Origin of the sequence: Dactylosporangium sp. NPDC051484 (assembly GCF_040689395.1) — a bacterium.
GTDB lineage: Bacteria > Actinomycetota > Actinomycetes > Mycobacteriales > Micromonosporaceae > Dactylosporangium.
Genome location: NZ_JBFAZX010000002.1, coordinates 406,529 through 422,441 on the forward strand (window position 1 = coordinate 406,529; position 15,913 = coordinate 422,441).

Genomic DNA, 15,913 nt, shown 5'->3' on the forward strand with positions numbered 1-15,913 from the left:
CGATGCGGCTGCCGCGGCTCTATTTCCGCCTGCTCGGCGCGCACCTGCGCTCGCTGCTGGAGTACGAGGGCGACTTCTGGATCATGATGGTCGGCACGGCGCTCATGCAGGTCGTCAACATCGCCTTCCTGTCAGCGGTCTTCTCGAAGGTGCCGGCCATCAACGGCTGGTCCTTCTGGGCGGTGGTGGCGATGTTCGCGATGGTCGCCATCGCCGAGGGCGTCGGCTCGCTGTTCTTCGAGGGCATGTGGCACATCGCCTGGCAGATCAACCAGGGCGAACTCGACTACATGCTGGTCCGGCCGTACCCGATCGTCCTGCAGGTCAGCAGCATGCAGATCGGCGTCAACGGCCTGAGCAACATCGTGACCGGCGGCCTCATGCTCGGCGCCGCGCTGTCCCATGTGGACGTCGACTGGTCGCCCGCCCGCGTACTGCTCGGCGTCGTGGTCATCCTGTCCGCGATCGTCATCAAGGTGGCCATCAACCTCGCCACCAACGCGGCGGCCTTCTGGATGCAGAGCCCCAGCCCGCTCTTCGCGATGGCGGTACACCAGGCCGGCGACCTCGCCCGGTTCCCCATCTCCGTCTACCCGCTCGCGCTGAAGGCTGCCCTGGGCTTCGCCCTGCCGTTCGCGTTCGTGAGCTTCTTCCCGGTGAGTTTCCTGCTCGGCCACGGCCGGGCCTGGGTGGGACTGCTGACCCCGCTCATCGCGGCGTACAGCCTGGTCGCGAGCGGCTGGATCTTCTCGCGCGGCCTGCGCCGCTACGAGAGCGCGGGCAACTAAGCAGGATCGTTCTCAATCAGTGAGCGACCGCCTGCCGAGGACTGGAGGATGTGCCGGAGCTCGGAGACGCACATCATGTATCCGGTCGGGGTCGGCAGCCGCTCGCGGTAGTAGTCGAAGTCGGCGCCGAGCGCGAACACGCGGGTCGGGGTGCCGGCGTCGCATGCGTCCTCGATGACCCGTCGCAGCCCGTCCAGGACGGCCGGGTGCCGGGTCCGGTAGGACTCGGCGACCAGATGGTTGCTGCGGTCGGCGGCGAGGTAGAACTGCACCAGGTCCTTGGTGCCGACGAACAGTTCATCGGCACCGGCGGCGCAGATGGCTGACGTGGCGTAGACCGCGGCCGGCGTCTCGATGAACGCGGACAGGGGCGTCTCGGTCGGCAACCCGAGGTGCGGCCGCAGCTTCGCGAACTCTTCGGCGTCGGTGAGGAACGGCGCCGACAGGTGGACCCGGTCGGCCTCGGCGCCGAGTCGTTCGCGCAGGGTCTCCAGCATGACGTGCAGCGCTTCGGGATAGGAGGCCGACCGCAGCAGCCATCGGGTGCCGTGCAGGCCCATGTCGGGATTGGGCTCACGCGGTACCGTGGCCTCGTCCGTGATGTGGACCGCGTCGTTCGAGCGCAGGTCGAGCATGCGCAGGATCAGTCGCTGGCCCGGCAGGAGCGCCTCGACGCACGCCTGCAACTGCTTGGCGACGGCGCGCCCGTAAGCGTTGACGGCGGCCCCTCCGCGCAGGGCGTCGATGGGGCTGAGGGCCGCGGAGAAGCACAGGAACTCCTCACGGAGGAAGAAGGACTCGACGCGTGCCGCATGCGGACCGATCGAGTTGAGGCCGCGGATGTCCCGGAGGTCGGCGATCACCGCGCAGGCGGAGCCGAGGACGTCCGGCGGCGCGGGGGCGGGATTCGTGGTCGCGGCACCGGCGCCGCCGGCGGCACCGACGATGACCGACCCGCTTTCCAGGTCGAGCGTCACCTCGCCGACGAGCTTGCCGAGGTCGGCTGGGTCGACGCGCAGAACCGGGATGCCCTTGGCACGGCAGATGGACTGCATGTGCCCGGTCCGCCCGCCGGAGCTGCAGACGACCGCGCGGGCGGTCATGAGCGCGTCGTACAGCCTGGGATTGAGTGACGGGGTGACGAGGATGGAGCCCTCCACCGGTCGTTCGGTGCGGTTGCAGGGCCCACCCACCACCGTTTCGGTTCCGCGAGTGAGCAGGACGCCACGGATCTGTCGTTCGGTCACGGAATCTCCGCATCTTCATCGTTCGTGATGCCCAGCTGCCGGCGCAGCTGGCGAGGTGTCACCGAGACGTCCGTGAGCCGCTGGATCGCAGCCTGGTTGACCGCGGCGCGCACCAGCTGGCTGCGCCCGTCGGCGGGGACGGCCTCGAAGCGGTGATCGGAGCGCAGGTGGGTGCCCAGTTGCGCGTCGAGGTGTTCGCGCTCGGCCCGGGACCGCGCGGCGAGCCGCCTGACTTCCATGGACACGGCCTGATCGAACGCGGTGCGGGTCGTCTCGTCGGCGGTGAACGCGTGGTGGTGCTCCGTGGCGGCGTGGTGTGCCGAGCCGTCGCAGTGCAGTTCGAGACGTTCGATCACGTGTGCGGCGACCACGATGGAGTGGTTCTTGATGGCGGCGAGGTTGAACGCGAAGGCGCCGGTGCGGCCGTTGCGCACGATCTCGTCGCCCTCGCGCATCACGCCGATGGCGGAGAGCATCTCGATCGGCTCGCCGTCGGGCCGCAGCGGCGTGCCCTGGTCGTTGATCTCGATGCCGCGTCCGGTGCGCTGATGGGGGGTGACGAGCTCGTTGACGAGCAGGTTCATCCACAGTGGTGAGTCGACATGGGTGTAGTCGGACTCCCGGCCGAAGTTGCACACCACAAGGTCGGCCGGGATGACGCGCGTGGCCGCCTGCGTCGTGACGAGGACGTCGAGCCGCCCCGATTCGGCCGGCTTGACCCGCTCGATCCTCCCGACGACAAGCTCGACCGAGCCGTGGTCGGAGGACATGGCGTGCTCGACGATCGACGTCGTGTACGGCACCGCGCCGACCCGCAGCGAGGCGATCTGCGTGCCGAACTCGTCGAGCAACCGCCGCAGCTCGTCCGTCGGGATCTGTTCGATGACCCTTGGCAGGTGCGGTTCCCACGCCTTGGCCACCCGCTCCGTGACGATTCGCCGGTCCATGTCGGGGTGGTCCCGGGCGACCGCGGTGCAGGCGGCATTCCACCCGCTCTCGACGCGCGCCAGGAAGTCCGTCCGGTTCCGGTACGGTTCGAACAGTGGTGCGGGTGCGGGGAGCCGGACCACGCCATGCTGGTGGTCCTCGGGATACGTGCGGGGCGTGGCGCCCGACTTGGAGACCAGGTGGATGGTGCCGGTGTGACCCTGGCGCAGCAGCAGCGCCACAGAGTCGTACGCGCTCAGCACCGTTCCGACGATCACGACGCTCGCGTCCGCCGGTGTCGCCATGAGCCTCCGCACGCCGTCAGTCGAGTACGGGTGACGGATGAATGCCTCGTGCTCGAGCACGTCGGTGGCGAAGGCCGGCTGCTTGAGCTCCATGCCGGTCGCGAGGATGACGTGGTCGGCCGTCAGCGTCCGCGTATGCGTCGCACCGTCGCCGGACGGCTGCCGGATCGACGCCTCGACGTGGTCCGCGCGGACGTCGAGGTCCACCGCCTCGCCCTCGGCCTCGATGAGCTCGACGCCGGGATATGCCTCCAGACGCGCCTCCGCGATGCGGTCGGTCAGGTAGTCGTGGTAGATCCGGCGTGGGGCCGGTCCGTGTTCGACGAACGTGAAGTCCGTCCACGGCGCGGGCCATCCGCGGCGGTCGGCCTCGTGATTGGCCCAGCGGACGAAGTCGTTGACGTCCTCGCGGAACGCCGACATGCGACCGGCCTGGATGTTGAACACGTGGTTCCAGGGGTTGCCGTCGCGGTGGTACGCGACGCCCGCGTACCGGTAGTCGTGGCGGCGCTCGAGCAGGACGATTTCGAGGGGCTTACGCGCGAACCGCAAGAGCCGGATCGCCGTTGCCGTGCCGGCCAGTCCGGCACCGACGATGAGGACTCGAGGACGACGCATACCTGCCTCCGACTTTGTCACGTGGGCGCGGCGCATTAATAGGCGTGCGTCTCTCGATTGCATTCTCCTGAAACGACACAGTTCTTATAATAGTGACTCGTCAATATTGACGGTCAGCCGCCCGCCTGCTCAACTTCATCAGTGCGGACCAGTGGCACCTGACGAGGGGTCAGCTACCGGTCGAATGCCGCGTCAACACGGACAGAACACCTCAAGCCGGAGCAACGGGCGAAGAAGGATGGCGGGCATGGATGAAATGACGGTAGCTCTGGCGCAGAGCGGGCAGACGGCGTCCATCGCGAGCATTCGCGATTACACCATCGTGATAGACCGCCCTTCCTCGCACGGCGGATCGGACGCGGGCCCGATGGGCGGCGAGACCCTTCTCGCCGCGGTCGGTGGCTGTTTCATGAGCACTCTCTACGCCGCCGCCCAGGCCCGATCCATTCCGGTCGAGGGTGCGACCTGCCGGGTCACCGGTGTGTTCGCCGCGAATCCCCGCCGGTTCGGCACGATCCGCATCGAGGTGGCCTGCGACTCGTGCCCGCCCGCGGACCTCGGACACCTCGTCGAGGTGGCTGAGCGGGGCTGCCTGGTGGCGGCGACCCTCAGGCAGGGCATGGAGGTGACCGCGTCGGTCGCCGCCCCGCGCGCTCACGCGGGCCAATGAGCGGCGTTACGAACGGCCTTCGCCTGTGGTCATGATCCACACGGGGAGGTCGTCGACCGTCAGGTGCTCGGCGACCTCGAAGCCCGCCGAGCGGTAGACGTCGACGTTGCGCGGGTTGGACGTCTCCAGGTAGGCGGGCAGCCCGTCGGCCGCCGCGCGTGCCAGCCCGGCGGCCATGACCGTCCGGCCCAGCCGCCGGCCGCGGTGGTCCGGGTGGGAGGCGAGCACGCCGAGGTACCAGTGCGGGAAGCTCGGCATCCGCTTGTGCACCACCGCCTGGTAGCGACCGAACCGGCCGGGCGGCGGTGGATGCTCAGCGCCCTTCCCCGCGGGCGAGCGCGGCGGGTCCCACATGGCGACGGCCGCGCCGCCGTCGGCGATCCACACCGTGTCGCGCCCGACCCGCAGGTCGAACAGCTGGCCCGCCATCGCGGCGGCCTCGGCGGGGTAGGTCTCGTCGTCGGGCAGGAGCCATCGCACGCCGGGGTCGGCGGCGAACGCGGCCACGAAGGTCGCGACCACCGCCTCGCGGTCGGCCGGCGTGGCGACGCGGATGCTGGGCTGACTCACTGGCGAGGTCACTTTCGACAGGTACGCGTCGATGGCGTCACGGTTGCGGGACAGGCACGCGATCCGGGCGTCCATGCGGTCGCGCTCGTGCCGCAGCAGCGCGACCACCTCCGGCCCGGCGTCGGACATCGTGATGCTACAAGGGTTGTCCAGGCAGGGCAGCACGTCTTTGATCAGGCGGGTGGGCAGGCCGGCCTCGAGCAGGCCGCGGATCTGCAGGACCCGGTCGACGAGGTGCTCGCCGTAGTCGCGGTAGCCGTTGTCCCGCCGGGCCGGAGTCAGCAGGCCCTGCTCCTCGTAGTACCGCAGCAGCCGGGCCGGGGTGCCGGTGCGGGCCGACAGCTCGCCGATGCGCATGTGACGTGCCTCCCACGCGTTGACCTTCACATTAATGCGAAGGTCTGATGATGGCGAGCATGCCCCTCGCCGTCCTGTCCGCGGCCCAGTTCCTGCTCGCCCTGGACTACTCGATCGTGTATGTCGCGCTGCCGGGCATCGCCCGCGACCTGCGCCTCGACCTGGCCGCCGCGCAGTGGGTGGTGAGCGCCTACGCCGTGCCGTTCGCCGGCTTCCTGCTGCTCGGCGGCCGGCTCGCGGACCGGGTCGGCGCGGGCCGGCTGTTCCTGGCCGCGACCGTGCTGTTCGGCGCGGCGAGCGCGGCCGGTGGCGTGGCCGGCGGCGGCGTGACGCTGCTGGCCGCCCGGGGCGCGCAGGGGCTCGCCGCGGCGCTGCTGCAGCCGGCGATCCTGGGGCTGATCGGCGCGCGGTTCCCGGCCGGGCCGGCCCGCACCCGGGCGCTGTCGGTGTGGGGCGCGGTCGGGGCGTCCGGGCTGGCCGCGGGCGTGGTGCTGGGCGGGGTCCTCACCCGGTACAGCTGGCGCTGGACCTTCCTCGTGAACGTCCCGGTGACCGTGGCCTGCGCGGCCGGCGCCGCGGTGTGGCTGCTCGCCGCCGCCCGGGCGCGCCCCGAGCCGGTGCCACTGGCGGCCTCGCTGCTGGGCACCGGCGCCGTGCTGGCGGCCGTGCTCGGGCTCACCTTCGGCGGCGCCCGCGGCTGGGACGACCCGGCGACGGTCGGCACCCTCGCGGCCGCCGCGGCGCTCGGGGTGGCGCTGCTGGCCCGGCGGCGGCCGGCGGACGGCGCGATCCCCTCGCTGCGCACCGGGGCGGCGGCGGCCGCGCTGTACATGGCCAGCGTCGGCTCGGAGTTCTACGTCGTGACGCTGATGCTGCAGGACCGCGACGGGTACTCCCCGCTGCGGGCCGGCCTCGCGTTCCTGCCCCTGGCGGCACTGGTCACCGTCGGCAGCTCGCTCACCGGCCGCCTCGTGCGCCGCCTGGGCGCGGCCCGCACGCTCGGCGCCGGGTTCGCGCTCGCCGCGCTCGGGCTGGCCTGGCTGGCGGTGGCGGCCGGTCGCGGCTACGCCGCCGGGGTGCTGCCCGGGCTGCTGGTCAGCGGCCTGGCGCACGGGATCGTCTACACGTCGATGTTCAACGTGGGCAGCCGGGACGTGCCGGCCGAGCGGCAGTCCTCCGCCGGGGCGCTGCTCACGACCGCGCAATACCTCGCCGGCGCCGTCGCGATCGCGGTGCTGACCCTGCCCCTGCACGAGGGCGCCTACAGCATGGCCTTCTGGCTGACGACGGCCGCGGCGGCGATCGGCGCCGTGGTGGCCCTCAACCACAACGCGAGGACCGCCGTGATCACGGAGAGAACGTGCTCGAATGAGAGCAAGAACTCTCCGTGATCACGGCCGGTCGCCGAGAGCTACCGATGGCCACTCACCGTCAGGCGGTGTGTTCCTTCTTGTCGCCGGCCCACTCGACGTGGAAGGCGCCGTCGCGGTCGGTGCGGCGGTAGGTGTGCGCGCCGAAGTTGTCGCGCTGGCCCTGGATCAGCGAGGCGGGCAGGCGCTGCGCGCGCAGGCCGTCGAAGTACGCCAGCGACGACGAGAACGCCGGGGTCGGGATCCCCGCCTGGGCCGCGGCCGTGACGACCCGCCGCCAGCTGGGCACGCCCGCGTTGACGGCCTCGGCGAAGTACGGCGCCACCATGAGGCTCTTCAGGCCCGGGTTCTCGTCGTAGGCCTCGCGGATGCGGTTGAGGAACCGGGCCCGGATGATGCAGCCGCCGCGCCAGATCGTGGAGACCTTGCCGCGGTCGATGTCCCAGCCGAACTCCTCGCTGCCGGCCTGGATGTGGTCGAAGCCCTGCGCGTAGGCGACGATCTTCGACGCGTAGAGGGCGGCGCGCACGTCCTCGATGAACCGGTCCCGGTCGGTGACCTCCAGGCTCGCGATCTCGGTGCCGAAGGCCTCGCGGGCGGCGGCGCGCTGGTCGGCGTGGCCGGACAGCGACCGGGCGAACGTGGCCTCGGCGATGCCGGTGATCGGCACGCCCAGGTCGAGCGCGCTCTGCACGGTCCAGCGACCGGTGCCCTTCTGCTCGGCCTCGTCCAGCACGATGTCGACGAACGCCTTGCCGGTGTCGTCGTCCACGTGGGCGAGCACGTCGGCGGTGATCTCGATGAGGAAGGACTCGAGGTCGCCGGTGTTCCACGTGCGGAAGATGTCCGCGATCTCCGCCGGGGTGGCGCCCAGGCCGGAGCGCAGCAGGTCGTACGCCTCGGCGATGAGCTGCATGTCGGCGTACTCAATGCCGTTGTGGACCATCTTGACGAAGTGCCCGGCGCCGTCGGGGCCGATGTGCGTGCAGCACGGGGTGCCGTCGACCTTCGCCGAGATCTTCTCGAACATGGGGCCGAGGGTCTGGTACGACTCGGGGGAACCACCCGGCATGATGCTCGGGCCCAGCAGCGCGCCCTCCTCGCCGCCCGACACGCCGGTGCCGACGAAGTGCAGCCCGTGCTCGCGCAGGGACTGCTCGCGGCGGCGGGTGTCGGCGAAGTGGGCGTTTCCGGCGTCGACGATCATGTCGCCCTCCTCGAGGAGGGGGACGAGCTCATCGATCACGGCGTCGGTGGGGCCGCCGGCCTTGACCATGATGATGACGGCCCGCGGGCGGGCCAGCGAGGCGACGAAGTCGGCCATGGACTCGCTCGGCACGAACGTGCCCTCGTGCCCGAACTCGTCCACGAGGCGGCGGGTGCGCTCGTACGAGCGGTTGTGCACGGCGACGGCGTAACCGTTGCGGGCCAGGTTCCGGGCCAGGTTCCGGCCCATCACGGCCAGGCCGGTCACGCCGATCTGCGCCAAGTCGGACATCTGCGATGCACCTCATCCACTCAAGCTGAATCTTGCCCCGGATCGGACCACAACCTCGTGATCACGGTACGAAGCGCGCGTCGGACCAGGCTACCCGCCTACTGTCCCGCCTCCCCACGGCGCAGGTGGCCGGTTCCAGACATCAGGACGGCCGATCCGCCTCAGCGGGCCCGCACGCCGTCCATGGCCACGGCGAGCACCCGATCGCGCTGGGCTTCGTCGACGTACCCCCCGGCGGTGAGCCCGGAGATGAGGCGCAGCAGGTCGTCGGAGCTCACGTCCCGCCGGGCGACGCCGGCCTCCTGCGCCCGGGTGAGCAGCCGGTCGGCCGCCTCGTACAAGACGCCGCGGGTGCCCCGGATCATCTCGGAGTCGCGGTTCATCTCCTCGTAGATGGCGCGCTTCGTCGCGACGTACCCGACGAACCGTCTCAGCCACGTGGTGAGCGCGTCCCACGGTGCCAGCCCGGCGACGTCGTCGGCGGCGCGGCACAGCGCTCCGATCTCGTCCAGGTAGACGGCGTCGAACAGGTCCCGCCGGGTGGGGAAGTTGCGATACAGCGTGCCGATGCCGACGCCGGCCCGCCGCGCGATCTCCTCCAGCGACGTCCCGGTGCCGTGCTCGGCGAAGGCCTCGCGCGCGGCCGCGATCAGCGCCTCGAAGTTGCGCCGCGCGTCCGCCCGCAGCGGCCGCCGCGCATCCGCCTGCGTCTGCATGACACCGTCACCTTATATCGGAGGTAGTCCTCCACTTTATCACCGCCTCGCGGACGGCCGCCGCAACGTGCGCCATGCCCGCCGAGCTACTGACGAGTTACCGACTTTCGCGGGTACGGGCGGGTCACCGCGATCCAGGACACATGTGTTCTGCCGTATTCAACATAGAAGTGGGTCACCGGCGGGCGGATGATCGGGGCTTCGCCGATGTCCTCAACGATGCGATACCGAGCCGCTGCGCCGCACCTCCCCGCGCAAGCGCTCAGTGAGGAGCCACTGCATCATGTCGCATGACACGCTCACCAGGTCCGTCGTTTTCGCCGTGACGCTCGCGGCGCTCTTCGTCGGCCATTCCGTCGGCGACCACATCGCGCAGACCGACCACCAGGCCGCCCGCAAGTCCGGCACGGGCGCCGCCGCCTGGCGTGCCCTCGCCGGGCACCTGATCGGGTATCACGTCACCGTCACCGCCGTGCTGCTGCTCACCGCCGCGGCGCTGCGCCTGCCACTCTCGCCGCTGGGCGTGTGCGTGGGCCTGGCGTTCTCCGCGGCGACGCACGGCCTGCTGGACCGCCGCTGGCCGGTGCGGGCATTGCTGCGGGCGACCCGCTCGCCGGAGTTCGCCGAGACGACCTCGCCGATCTCCGGGATGTACGCCGCGGACCAGTCCCTGCATCACCTCGCCCTGCTGGGCACCGCCCTGCTGATCGCCGCCTTGTAGCAGCACCCCGCGGCGGACTTCGTCCGCGCCTTCGCAAAGCCCGGGAGACGTGAGCGGGGGCACAGTTGAACGCGTTCAGATCAACGTCTACCTTTTGATTGAACACGTTCAAGACATCCTTCGGAGGCCGGAGATGGACCTCAAGCTCGGCACGTACCTGCTGTACCTGCTGGTCAGCATCGTGCTCACGGTGTGGGTCGCACGGACCCTGCTCAGGAACGGGCAGGTGTTCCTCGATGACGCGTTCGAGGACGAACGCCTCGCCCATTCCGTGAACCACCTGCTCGTCGTCGGGTTCTATCTGCTCAACCTCGGCTACGTCGCGGTCGCGCTGAAGATCAGCGGGTCGATCGTGGACGGCAGCGGGGCGATGGAGGCCCTCGCCATGAAGCTCGGGCTGGTGCTGCTCGTGCTCGGCGGCATGCACTTCTTCAACCTGTTCGTCCTGAGCCGGTTCCGCCGCCACCGGATGCTCGAGCAGGCGGCCCCGCCCGTCGCGCCGGCCCGGATGCTGGGGCCGATTCCGGGGCCGATCCCAGGCACCGGTCCCGGCATCCGGTTCGGCCCGGCCGGTCCCGCGCACGACGGCCTCGAACCACCTCGATGATCACCCGGCTGACCGTGCTGTACGACGCGGGCTGCGGACTGTGCCGCACGGCGCGGACCTGGCTCACGGCGCGGTCGCAGATCGTCCCGCTGGAGTTCGTCGCGGCGGGCTCCGACGAGGCGCGCCGCCGGTATCCGGCGCTCGACCCGGCCGAGACCCTCGCCGACATCACGGTGGTCGCCGACGACGGCGGCGTGTACACCGGCGACGCGGCCTGGCTCACGTGCCTGTGGGCGCTGGATGGATATCGGGGGCTGGCGGCGCGCCTCGCCCAGCCGCACCTGCGGCCGCTCGCGCGGCGGGTGGCCGCCTCGGCCGGCTCGCTGCGCCAGGCGCTGCGCAGCAAGGACTTCGCGCAGGGCTGGGACCAGGGCTTCGACGACGGCTGGGCGGCGGGCCGCAAGGCAGGCGGCAGATATCGTCGGGACTGTGGTGGAACCTGCGACATCTGAGAAGAGCACCGGAGCGGACCGGACCTCCGAGCGCGGCGAGCAGACCAAACGGCTGATCGTCGACACGGCGGTCCGGTTGTTCCGCGACCAGGGCTACGACAAGACGACGATGCGCGGGATCGCTCAGGCGGCGGGGCTGTCGGTGGGCAACGCCTACTACTACTTCCCGTCCAAGGACCACCTGGTCCAGGAGTTCTACGCCACGGTGCAGGTCGACGCCGCCGCCGCCTGCACCGACCGGCTCGCCCGGCCCGGGCCGTTCGACGAGCGGCTGCGGGTGGCGTTCGGCGCGATGGTCGAGACCATGGCGCCGTACCACGCCTTCGCCGGCAAGTTCATCAAGACCGCCGTGGAGCCGGGGTCGCCGCTCAGCCCGTTCAGCGCGGAGTCGGCCCCGGCCCGCGAGCGCGCGATCGGCATCCTGAGCGCCGTGGTCGAGGGCTCCACCACGAAGATCGACCCCGAGCTGCGCGCCGACCTGCCCGAGCTGCTGTGGCTGTGCCAGATGGGCATCACGCTGTACTGGGTGCACGACACCTCCCCCGGCCAGGAGAAGACGGCCCTGCTGGTCGACCGCGCGGTGCCGCTCATCGACCGCCTGGTCTCGCTGGCCAGGATGCCCGGGCTGCGCTCGCTCAACCGCGAGGCCCTGAAGTTGTACCGCATGTTGCGCTGAACACCTTGCGGTGCCGGTGCGGCGAGCGCCACACTGAAGATCGCCGTTCGTAGTCGGGCGATAACCATTTGTTCAGCACCAGCGCTCGCCGATCGACGGATCGTGGGGTAACGTCGGCTCGCATGGCGACCTTGCAGGGCATCCGCACGGCCGCCGACCACGATGGGGTCATCACCGCGATCGAGCAGGCCGAGGGCTACATCGCATCGATCTGCTTCAAGACCGGTCCACCCGCGGCGGTCGGTGTCGAACTCGAGTTCACCGTTCACCAGCGCGACGATCCCTCCGCCTCGCTGGATCGTGACCGGCTCTGTCAGGCGCTCGGCGACCATGCACCGACGACCCTGCGGGCCGACAGCCCGGCGCTCCCGTTACGACACGGCAGCAGCGTCACCCTCGAACCAGGCGGCCAGGTGGAGATCTCCAGCCGGCCGCACGCCTCACTGGCCGACCTCCACGCGGCCGTCGGCGCCGAGATCGAGCAGCTCACCGCGATGCTCGCGAGAGCCGGACTCACCCTCGGCGAGACCGGCGTAGACCCGCACCGCGCGCCGCGACGGCTGCTCTCCACCCCCCGGTATGACGCGATGGAGGCCGCGTTCGACCGCCGGGGCATGTCCGGAAAGATCATGATGTGCTCGACGGCGGGCCTGCAGGTCTGCCTCGACCCCGGCCCGGCGCCGGAACTGGCCGCGCGCTGGGCCGCCGTACACGCGCTCGGCCCCCCGCTGCTGGCGCTGTTCGCCAACTCGGGGCGCTTCGCCGGGCGCGACACCGGCTGGGCCTCCGCCCGCCAGCAGGCCTGGCGCGGCATCGACCCGTCCCGCACCCGGCAGATCCGCATCGGTGCCGACCCCGCCGAGTCCTGGGCCCGCTACGCGCTCGACGCGGCGCTGCTGTGCGTGCGCCGCCCGGACGGGGCCTGGGACACCCCCGTGGGGGTGACGTTCGCGGACTGGATCCGTGGCGCACTGGGCCCAAGACCGACGTACGCCGACCTCGACTACCACCTCAGCACGCTCTTCCCGCCGGTCCGCCCGCGCGGGTACCTGGAGATCCGCTACCTCGACACCCAGCCCGGGCGCGGCTGGTTCGCGCCCGCGGCGCTGCTGCACGCCCTGCTCACCGACCTGGCCACCGTCACGCGGGTCCTCGAACTGTGCGCGGCCGCCACCGGGCGCTGGGTGGAGGCGGCCCGCGACGGCATGGCCGACCCGATCCTGGCCGGCGCGGCCAGAGCCGTTCGCGAGCTCGCCCTGGAGCGGCTCGAACTGCCGTCGCTCCTGCTCGACGACGTCATCGAAGGGAGTACACGCAATGGCTGACCTGAGGGAACGCGTCGCGCGGGAGCTGGAGCGATCCCGCCGCAGATCCGCCGGGCTGACCGAGGCCGTGGACGACGACGACCTGGTCAAGCAACACTCGCCGCTGATGTCGCCGCTGGTCTGGGACCTCGCGCACATCGGCAACCAGGAGGAGCTGTGGCTGGTGCGCGACGTCGGCGGCCGCGACGCGGTCCGCGCGGACATCGACCACCTCTACGACGCCTTCAAGCACGCGCGCAAGGACCGGCCGGCGCTGCCGCTGCTCGGGCCGAAGGAGGCGCGGGCCTACGTGGCGACCGTGCGCGACAAGGCGCTCGACGTGCTGGAGCGGGTACACCTGGAAGGCAGCAGGCTCACCGAGGACGGCTTCGCCTTCGGCATGATCGTCCAGCACGAGCAGCAGCATGACGAGACCATGCTGGCCACGCACCAGCTGCGGGCCGGCACCCCGGTGCTGTCCGCGCCACCGCCGCCGCCATCCGTCGTGGACGTCCGCGGCGAGGTGCTGGTGCCGGGCGGGCCGTTCACGATGGGCACGTCGACCGAGCCGTGGGCGCTGGACAACGAACGGCCGGCGCACGTGGTCGACGTGCCGGCGTATTTCATCGACGCGGCACCGGTCACCAACGCGCAATACGCCGAGTTCGTCGACGCCGGCGGCACCCCGCCGCTGCACTGGGCGCGTGACCCCGGAGGGTGGCTCGCCACCGAGTTCGGCCGCACCGCGCCGATCGTGCCCGACGCGCCGGTGGTGCACGTGTCGTTCCACGAGGCGAGCGCCTACGCGGTGTGGGCCGGCCGGCGGCTGCCGACCGAGGCTGAGTGGGAGAAGGCGGCGCGGTGGGACCCGGCGAGCGGCCGCTCGCGCCGATACCCGTGGGGCGATGCCGATCCCGGCCCGCAGCACGCGAACCTCGGCCAGCGGCACCTGTCCCCCGCCCCCGTCGGCGCCTACCCGGCCGGCGCCTCGCCGCTGGGCGTGCACCAGCTCATCGGCGACGTGTGGGAGTGGGTCGGCAGCGACTTCGCCGGCTACCCGGGATTCACCGCGTTCCCGTACCGCGAGTACTCGGAGGTCTTCTTCGGCCCCGACTACAAAGTGCTGCGCGGCGGCTCGTTCGGCACCGACGCGGCCGCGTGCCGGGGCACGTTCCGCAACTGGGACTACCCGATCCGGCGGCAGATCTTCAGCGGCTTCCGGACCGCGCGCGACGCACGCCCCGAGGAGCTCGCCTAGTGTGCCGTCACGTGGCATACCTGGGGCCCCCGATCCCCCTGGCCGACCTGCTGTTCACGCCGCCGCACTCGCTGTCCCGGCAGTCCTGGGCGCCCCTGGACATGCGCGGCGGCGGCACCATCAACGCCGACGGCTTCGGCATCGGGTGGTTCGAGGACCCCAAGAGCGAGGAGCCGATACGGTACCGCCGGGAAAGTCCACTGTGGAGCGACGCCGGGCTGCCGGCGCTGGCCGCGGCGGCACGCTCCGGCGCGATCCTGGCCGCGGTGCGCTCGGCGACCGTCGGCATGCCCGTCATCGAGTCGGCGGCCGCCCCGTTCACCGAGGGTCGCTGGCTGTTCAGCCACAACGGCACGATCGCGGGCTGGCCGGACAGCGTGGCCGGCGTCGCCGGTGCACTGCCGGTGCGTGACCTGCTGACGCTGGAGGCGCCCACCGACAGCGCGCTGTTGTGGACGCTCGTGCGCGACCGGCTGCGGGCCGGCGACCCGCCGGCGACGGCGCTGTGCGCGGTCGTGGCGCAGGTGCGCGCGGCGGCGCCCGGCTCACGCCTCAACCTGCTGCTCACCGACGGCGAGACCATCGCGGCGACCACGTTCGGCCATTCGCTGTCCTACCTCGCCCGCGATACGTCCACTGTGGACGCGAGCGTGCTCGTCGCCTCCGAGCCGCTCTTCCCCCACCCCGGCTGGATTCCCGTTCCCGACCATGTCCTGCTCGTCGCGAACCCGGAGTCCGTGACCATCACAGCGTTGGAAGGTGCTGCACCGTGACTGTGCCGGAGCTCGATCTCGACGTACACCTGACCGAGGAGGACCTCGCCGCGGCCCTGCGCGAGGACGCCCGGACCGGACTCACCGCGGCACCGAAGTGGCTGCCGCCGAAGTACTTCTACGACGCCCGCGGCAGCGCGCTGTTCGAGGAGATCACGCGGCTGCCGGAGTACTACCCGACCCGCGCGGAGCGCGAGATCCTCGCCGACCGCGCCGGCGCCATCGCCCGCATCACCGGCGCCAAGGTCCTGGTGGAGCTCGGCTCCGGCTCGTCGGAGAAGACCCGCCTGCTGCTCGACGCGCTGCGCGAGCACGGCACGCTGGGCTCGTTCGTCCCGCTGGATGTCTCGGGCGCGGCGCTGCGCGACGCGCTCGGCCAGCTGCACGCGGAGTATCCGGACCTGCACCTGCACGGCATCGTCGCCGACTTCGTCAACCACCTGGAGGTCCTGCCGGACTCCGGCACCCGCCTGGTGGCGTTCCTGGGCGGCACGATCGGCAACTTCACGCCGGCGGAGCGGACCCCGTTCCTCGCCGCACTGCGCGCCCGGCTCTCCCCGGGCGAGTGGCTGCTGCTGGGCGCCGACCTGGTGAAGGACCCGGCGGTGCTGGTGCCGGCGTACGACGACGCGGCGGGTGTGACGGCACAGTTCAACCGCAACGTGCTGCACGTGCTCAACCGCGAGCTGAGCGCGGACTTCGACCCTGGCTCCTTCGCCCACGTGGCCCGCTGGGACGAGGCCGAGGAGTGGATCGAGATGCGCCTGCGGGCGACGCGGCCGATGACGGTACGCGTGGCGGACCTGGACCTCGACGTGACCTTCGCCGAGGGCGAGGAACTGCGCACCGAGGTGTCGGCCAAGTTCCGCCGCGACGGCCTGACCGCCGAGCTCGCGACGGCCGGCTTCGCGGTGCGCGACTGGTGGACGGACCGCGCCGGCCGGTTCGCCCTGACCCTGGCCGCGGCCGTGTGAGCGCGGCCTCGGATGCGTGTCGGACGGGCCTCGGGTGGGTATCGGAAGTGCCTCGGATGGCTTTCGGACGGCCTCGGATGGG

16 protein-coding genes are annotated in these 15,913 nt (G+C 71.4%); 11 read left to right on the plus strand and 5 right to left on the minus strand.

Annotation, left to right across the window (positions count from 1 at the left end; all coding sequences use genetic code 11):
- The first annotated feature begins 2 nt into the window (after positions 1-2).
- Positions 3-788, plus strand: a complete 786-nt coding sequence (locus tag AB0367_RS05790) for an ABC-2 family transporter protein (protein WP_366225006.1) — start codon at positions 3-5, stop codon at positions 786-788.
- On the opposite strand, the gene AB0367_RS05795 is transcribed toward AB0367_RS05790, so the two are convergent.
- Positions 785-2,035 carry a putative PEP-binding protein gene (locus AB0367_RS05795; RefSeq protein WP_366225007.1) on the minus strand — a complete coding sequence of 417 codons (1,251 nt, stop codon included), beginning with the start codon at positions 2,033-2,035 and terminating at the stop codon, positions 785-787. The genes AB0367_RS05790 and AB0367_RS05795 overlap by 4 nt on opposite strands.
- Entirely contained in the window at positions 2,032-3,948 is a 1,917-nt protein-coding gene (locus AB0367_RS05800) for an FAD/NAD(P)-binding protein (protein ID WP_366225008.1), read from the minus strand. Before AB0367_RS05800 ends, AB0367_RS05795 begins: the two co-directional genes overlap by 4 nt.
- Positions 3,949-4,123: 175 nt before the next feature.
- On the opposite strand from AB0367_RS05800, the gene AB0367_RS05805 reads away from it, so the two are divergent.
- Complete coding sequence (locus AB0367_RS05805; protein ID WP_366225009.1) at positions 4,124-4,555, plus strand: OsmC family protein; 432 nt, start codon at positions 4,124-4,126, stop codon at positions 4,553-4,555.
- Positions 4,556-4,561: 6 nt separating this feature from the next.
- On the opposite strand, the gene AB0367_RS05810 is transcribed toward AB0367_RS05805, so the two are convergent.
- Positions 4,562-5,482: a GNAT family N-acetyltransferase gene (locus tag AB0367_RS05810; protein WP_366225010.1), complete on the minus strand. Its 921-nt coding sequence runs from the start codon at positions 5,480-5,482 to the stop codon at positions 4,562-4,564.
- A gap of 59 nt (positions 5,483-5,541) precedes the next feature.
- On the opposite strand from AB0367_RS05810, the gene AB0367_RS05815 reads away from it, so the two are divergent.
- Positions 5,542-6,873: an MFS transporter gene (locus tag AB0367_RS05815; protein ID WP_366225011.1), complete on the plus strand. Its 1,332-nt coding sequence runs from the start codon at positions 5,542-5,544 to the stop codon at positions 6,871-6,873.
- Positions 6,874-6,913: 40 nt separating this feature from the next.
- On the opposite strand, the gene gndA is transcribed toward AB0367_RS05815, so the two are convergent.
- The gene (gene gndA / locus AB0367_RS05820; protein WP_366225012.1) at positions 6,914-8,350 is read right to left on the minus strand and encodes an NADP-dependent phosphogluconate dehydrogenase; all 1,437 of its coding nucleotides are present in this window, start codon (positions 8,348-8,350) and stop codon (positions 6,914-6,916) included.
- Positions 8,351-8,511: 161 nt separating this feature from the next.
- On the minus strand, positions 8,512-9,066 hold the full coding sequence (locus AB0367_RS05825; RefSeq protein ID WP_366225013.1) for a helix-turn-helix domain-containing protein: 555 nt from the start codon (positions 9,064-9,066) through the stop codon (positions 8,512-8,514).
- A gap of 283 nt (positions 9,067-9,349) precedes the next feature.
- On the opposite strand from AB0367_RS05825, the gene AB0367_RS05830 reads away from it, so the two are divergent.
- From AB0367_RS05830 to egtD, 8 genes are all read left to right on the plus strand, one after another.
- Positions 9,350-9,787, plus strand: a complete 438-nt coding sequence (locus tag AB0367_RS05830) for a DUF3307 domain-containing protein (RefSeq protein ID WP_366225014.1) — start codon at positions 9,350-9,352, stop codon at positions 9,785-9,787.
- A 133-nt stretch (positions 9,788-9,920) separates the two neighbouring features.
- The gene (locus AB0367_RS05835) at positions 9,921-10,394 is read left to right on the plus strand and encodes a hypothetical protein (RefSeq protein ID WP_366225015.1); all 474 of its coding nucleotides are present in this window, start codon (positions 9,921-9,923) and stop codon (positions 10,392-10,394) included.
- Positions 10,391-10,846, plus strand: a complete 456-nt coding sequence (locus tag AB0367_RS05840; protein WP_366225016.1) for a DUF393 domain-containing protein — start codon at positions 10,391-10,393, stop codon at positions 10,844-10,846. The genes AB0367_RS05835 and AB0367_RS05840 overlap by 4 nt, the downstream gene beginning before the upstream one ends.
- Positions 10,824-11,522, plus strand: a complete 699-nt coding sequence (locus tag AB0367_RS05845; protein ID WP_366225017.1) for a TetR family transcriptional regulator — start codon at positions 10,824-10,826, stop codon at positions 11,520-11,522. The genes AB0367_RS05840 and AB0367_RS05845 overlap by 23 nt, the downstream gene beginning before the upstream one ends.
- A gap of 122 nt (positions 11,523-11,644) precedes the next feature.
- Positions 11,645-12,847, plus strand: a complete 1,203-nt coding sequence (gene egtA, locus AB0367_RS05850; protein ID WP_366225018.1) for an ergothioneine biosynthesis glutamate--cysteine ligase EgtA — start codon at positions 11,645-11,647, stop codon at positions 12,845-12,847.
- Entirely contained in the window at positions 12,840-14,084 is a 1,245-nt protein-coding gene (locus tag AB0367_RS05855; RefSeq protein WP_366225019.1) for an ergothioneine biosynthesis protein EgtB, read from the plus strand. The genes egtA and AB0367_RS05855 overlap by 8 nt, the downstream gene beginning before the upstream one ends.
- Complete coding sequence (egtC, locus tag AB0367_RS05860) at positions 14,084-14,857, plus strand: ergothioneine biosynthesis protein EgtC (RefSeq protein ID WP_366225020.1); 774 nt, start codon at positions 14,084-14,086, stop codon at positions 14,855-14,857. Before AB0367_RS05855 ends, egtC begins: the two co-directional genes overlap by 1 nt.
- A gap of 2 nt (positions 14,858-14,859) precedes the next feature.
- Complete coding sequence (egtD, locus tag AB0367_RS05865; RefSeq protein ID WP_366225127.1) at positions 14,860-15,831, plus strand: L-histidine N(alpha)-methyltransferase; 972 nt, start codon at positions 14,860-14,862, stop codon at positions 15,829-15,831.
- Positions 15,832-15,913 lie beyond the last annotated feature (82 nt).

Excerpts from the sequence above, each read along its gene's own strand:
- AB0367_RS05855 (WP_366225019.1), top strand. The coding sequence starts at position 12,840 with ATGGCTGACCTGAGGGAACGCGTCGCGCGGGAGCTGGAGCGATCCCGC.
- AB0367_RS05800 (WP_366225008.1), bottom strand. The coding sequence starts at position 3,948 with ATGCAATCGAGAGACGCACGCCTATTAATGCGCCGCGCCCACGTGACA.
- AB0367_RS05810 (WP_366225010.1), bottom strand. The coding sequence starts at position 5,482 with ATGCGCATCGGCGAGCTGTCGGCCCGCACCGGCACCCCGGCCCGGCTG.
- AB0367_RS05830 (WP_366225014.1), top strand. The coding sequence starts at position 9,350 with ATGTCGCATGACACGCTCACCAGGTCCGTCGTTTTCGCCGTGACGCTC.
- gndA (WP_366225012.1), bottom strand. The coding sequence starts at position 8,350 with ATGTCCGACTTGGCGCAGATCGGCGTGACCGGCCTGGCCGTGATGGGC.
- egtA (WP_366225018.1), top strand. The coding sequence starts at position 11,645 with ATGGCGACCTTGCAGGGCATCCGCACGGCCGCCGACCACGATGGGGTC.
- AB0367_RS05790 (WP_366225006.1), top strand. The coding sequence starts at position 3 with ATGCGGCTGCCGCGGCTCTATTTCCGCCTGCTCGGCGCGCACCTGCGC.
- AB0367_RS05805 (WP_366225009.1), top strand. The coding sequence starts at position 4,124 with ATGGCGGGCATGGATGAAATGACGGTAGCTCTGGCGCAGAGCGGGCAG.
- AB0367_RS05835 (WP_366225015.1), top strand. The coding sequence starts at position 9,921 with ATGGACCTCAAGCTCGGCACGTACCTGCTGTACCTGCTGGTCAGCATC.
- AB0367_RS05825 (WP_366225013.1), bottom strand. The coding sequence starts at position 9,066 with ATGCAGACGCAGGCGGATGCGCGGCGGCCGCTGCGGGCGGACGCGCGG.
- AB0367_RS05840 (WP_366225016.1), top strand. The coding sequence starts at position 10,391 with ATGATCACCCGGCTGACCGTGCTGTACGACGCGGGCTGCGGACTGTGC.
- AB0367_RS05815 (WP_366225011.1), top strand. The coding sequence starts at position 5,542 with ATGCCCCTCGCCGTCCTGTCCGCGGCCCAGTTCCTGCTCGCCCTGGAC.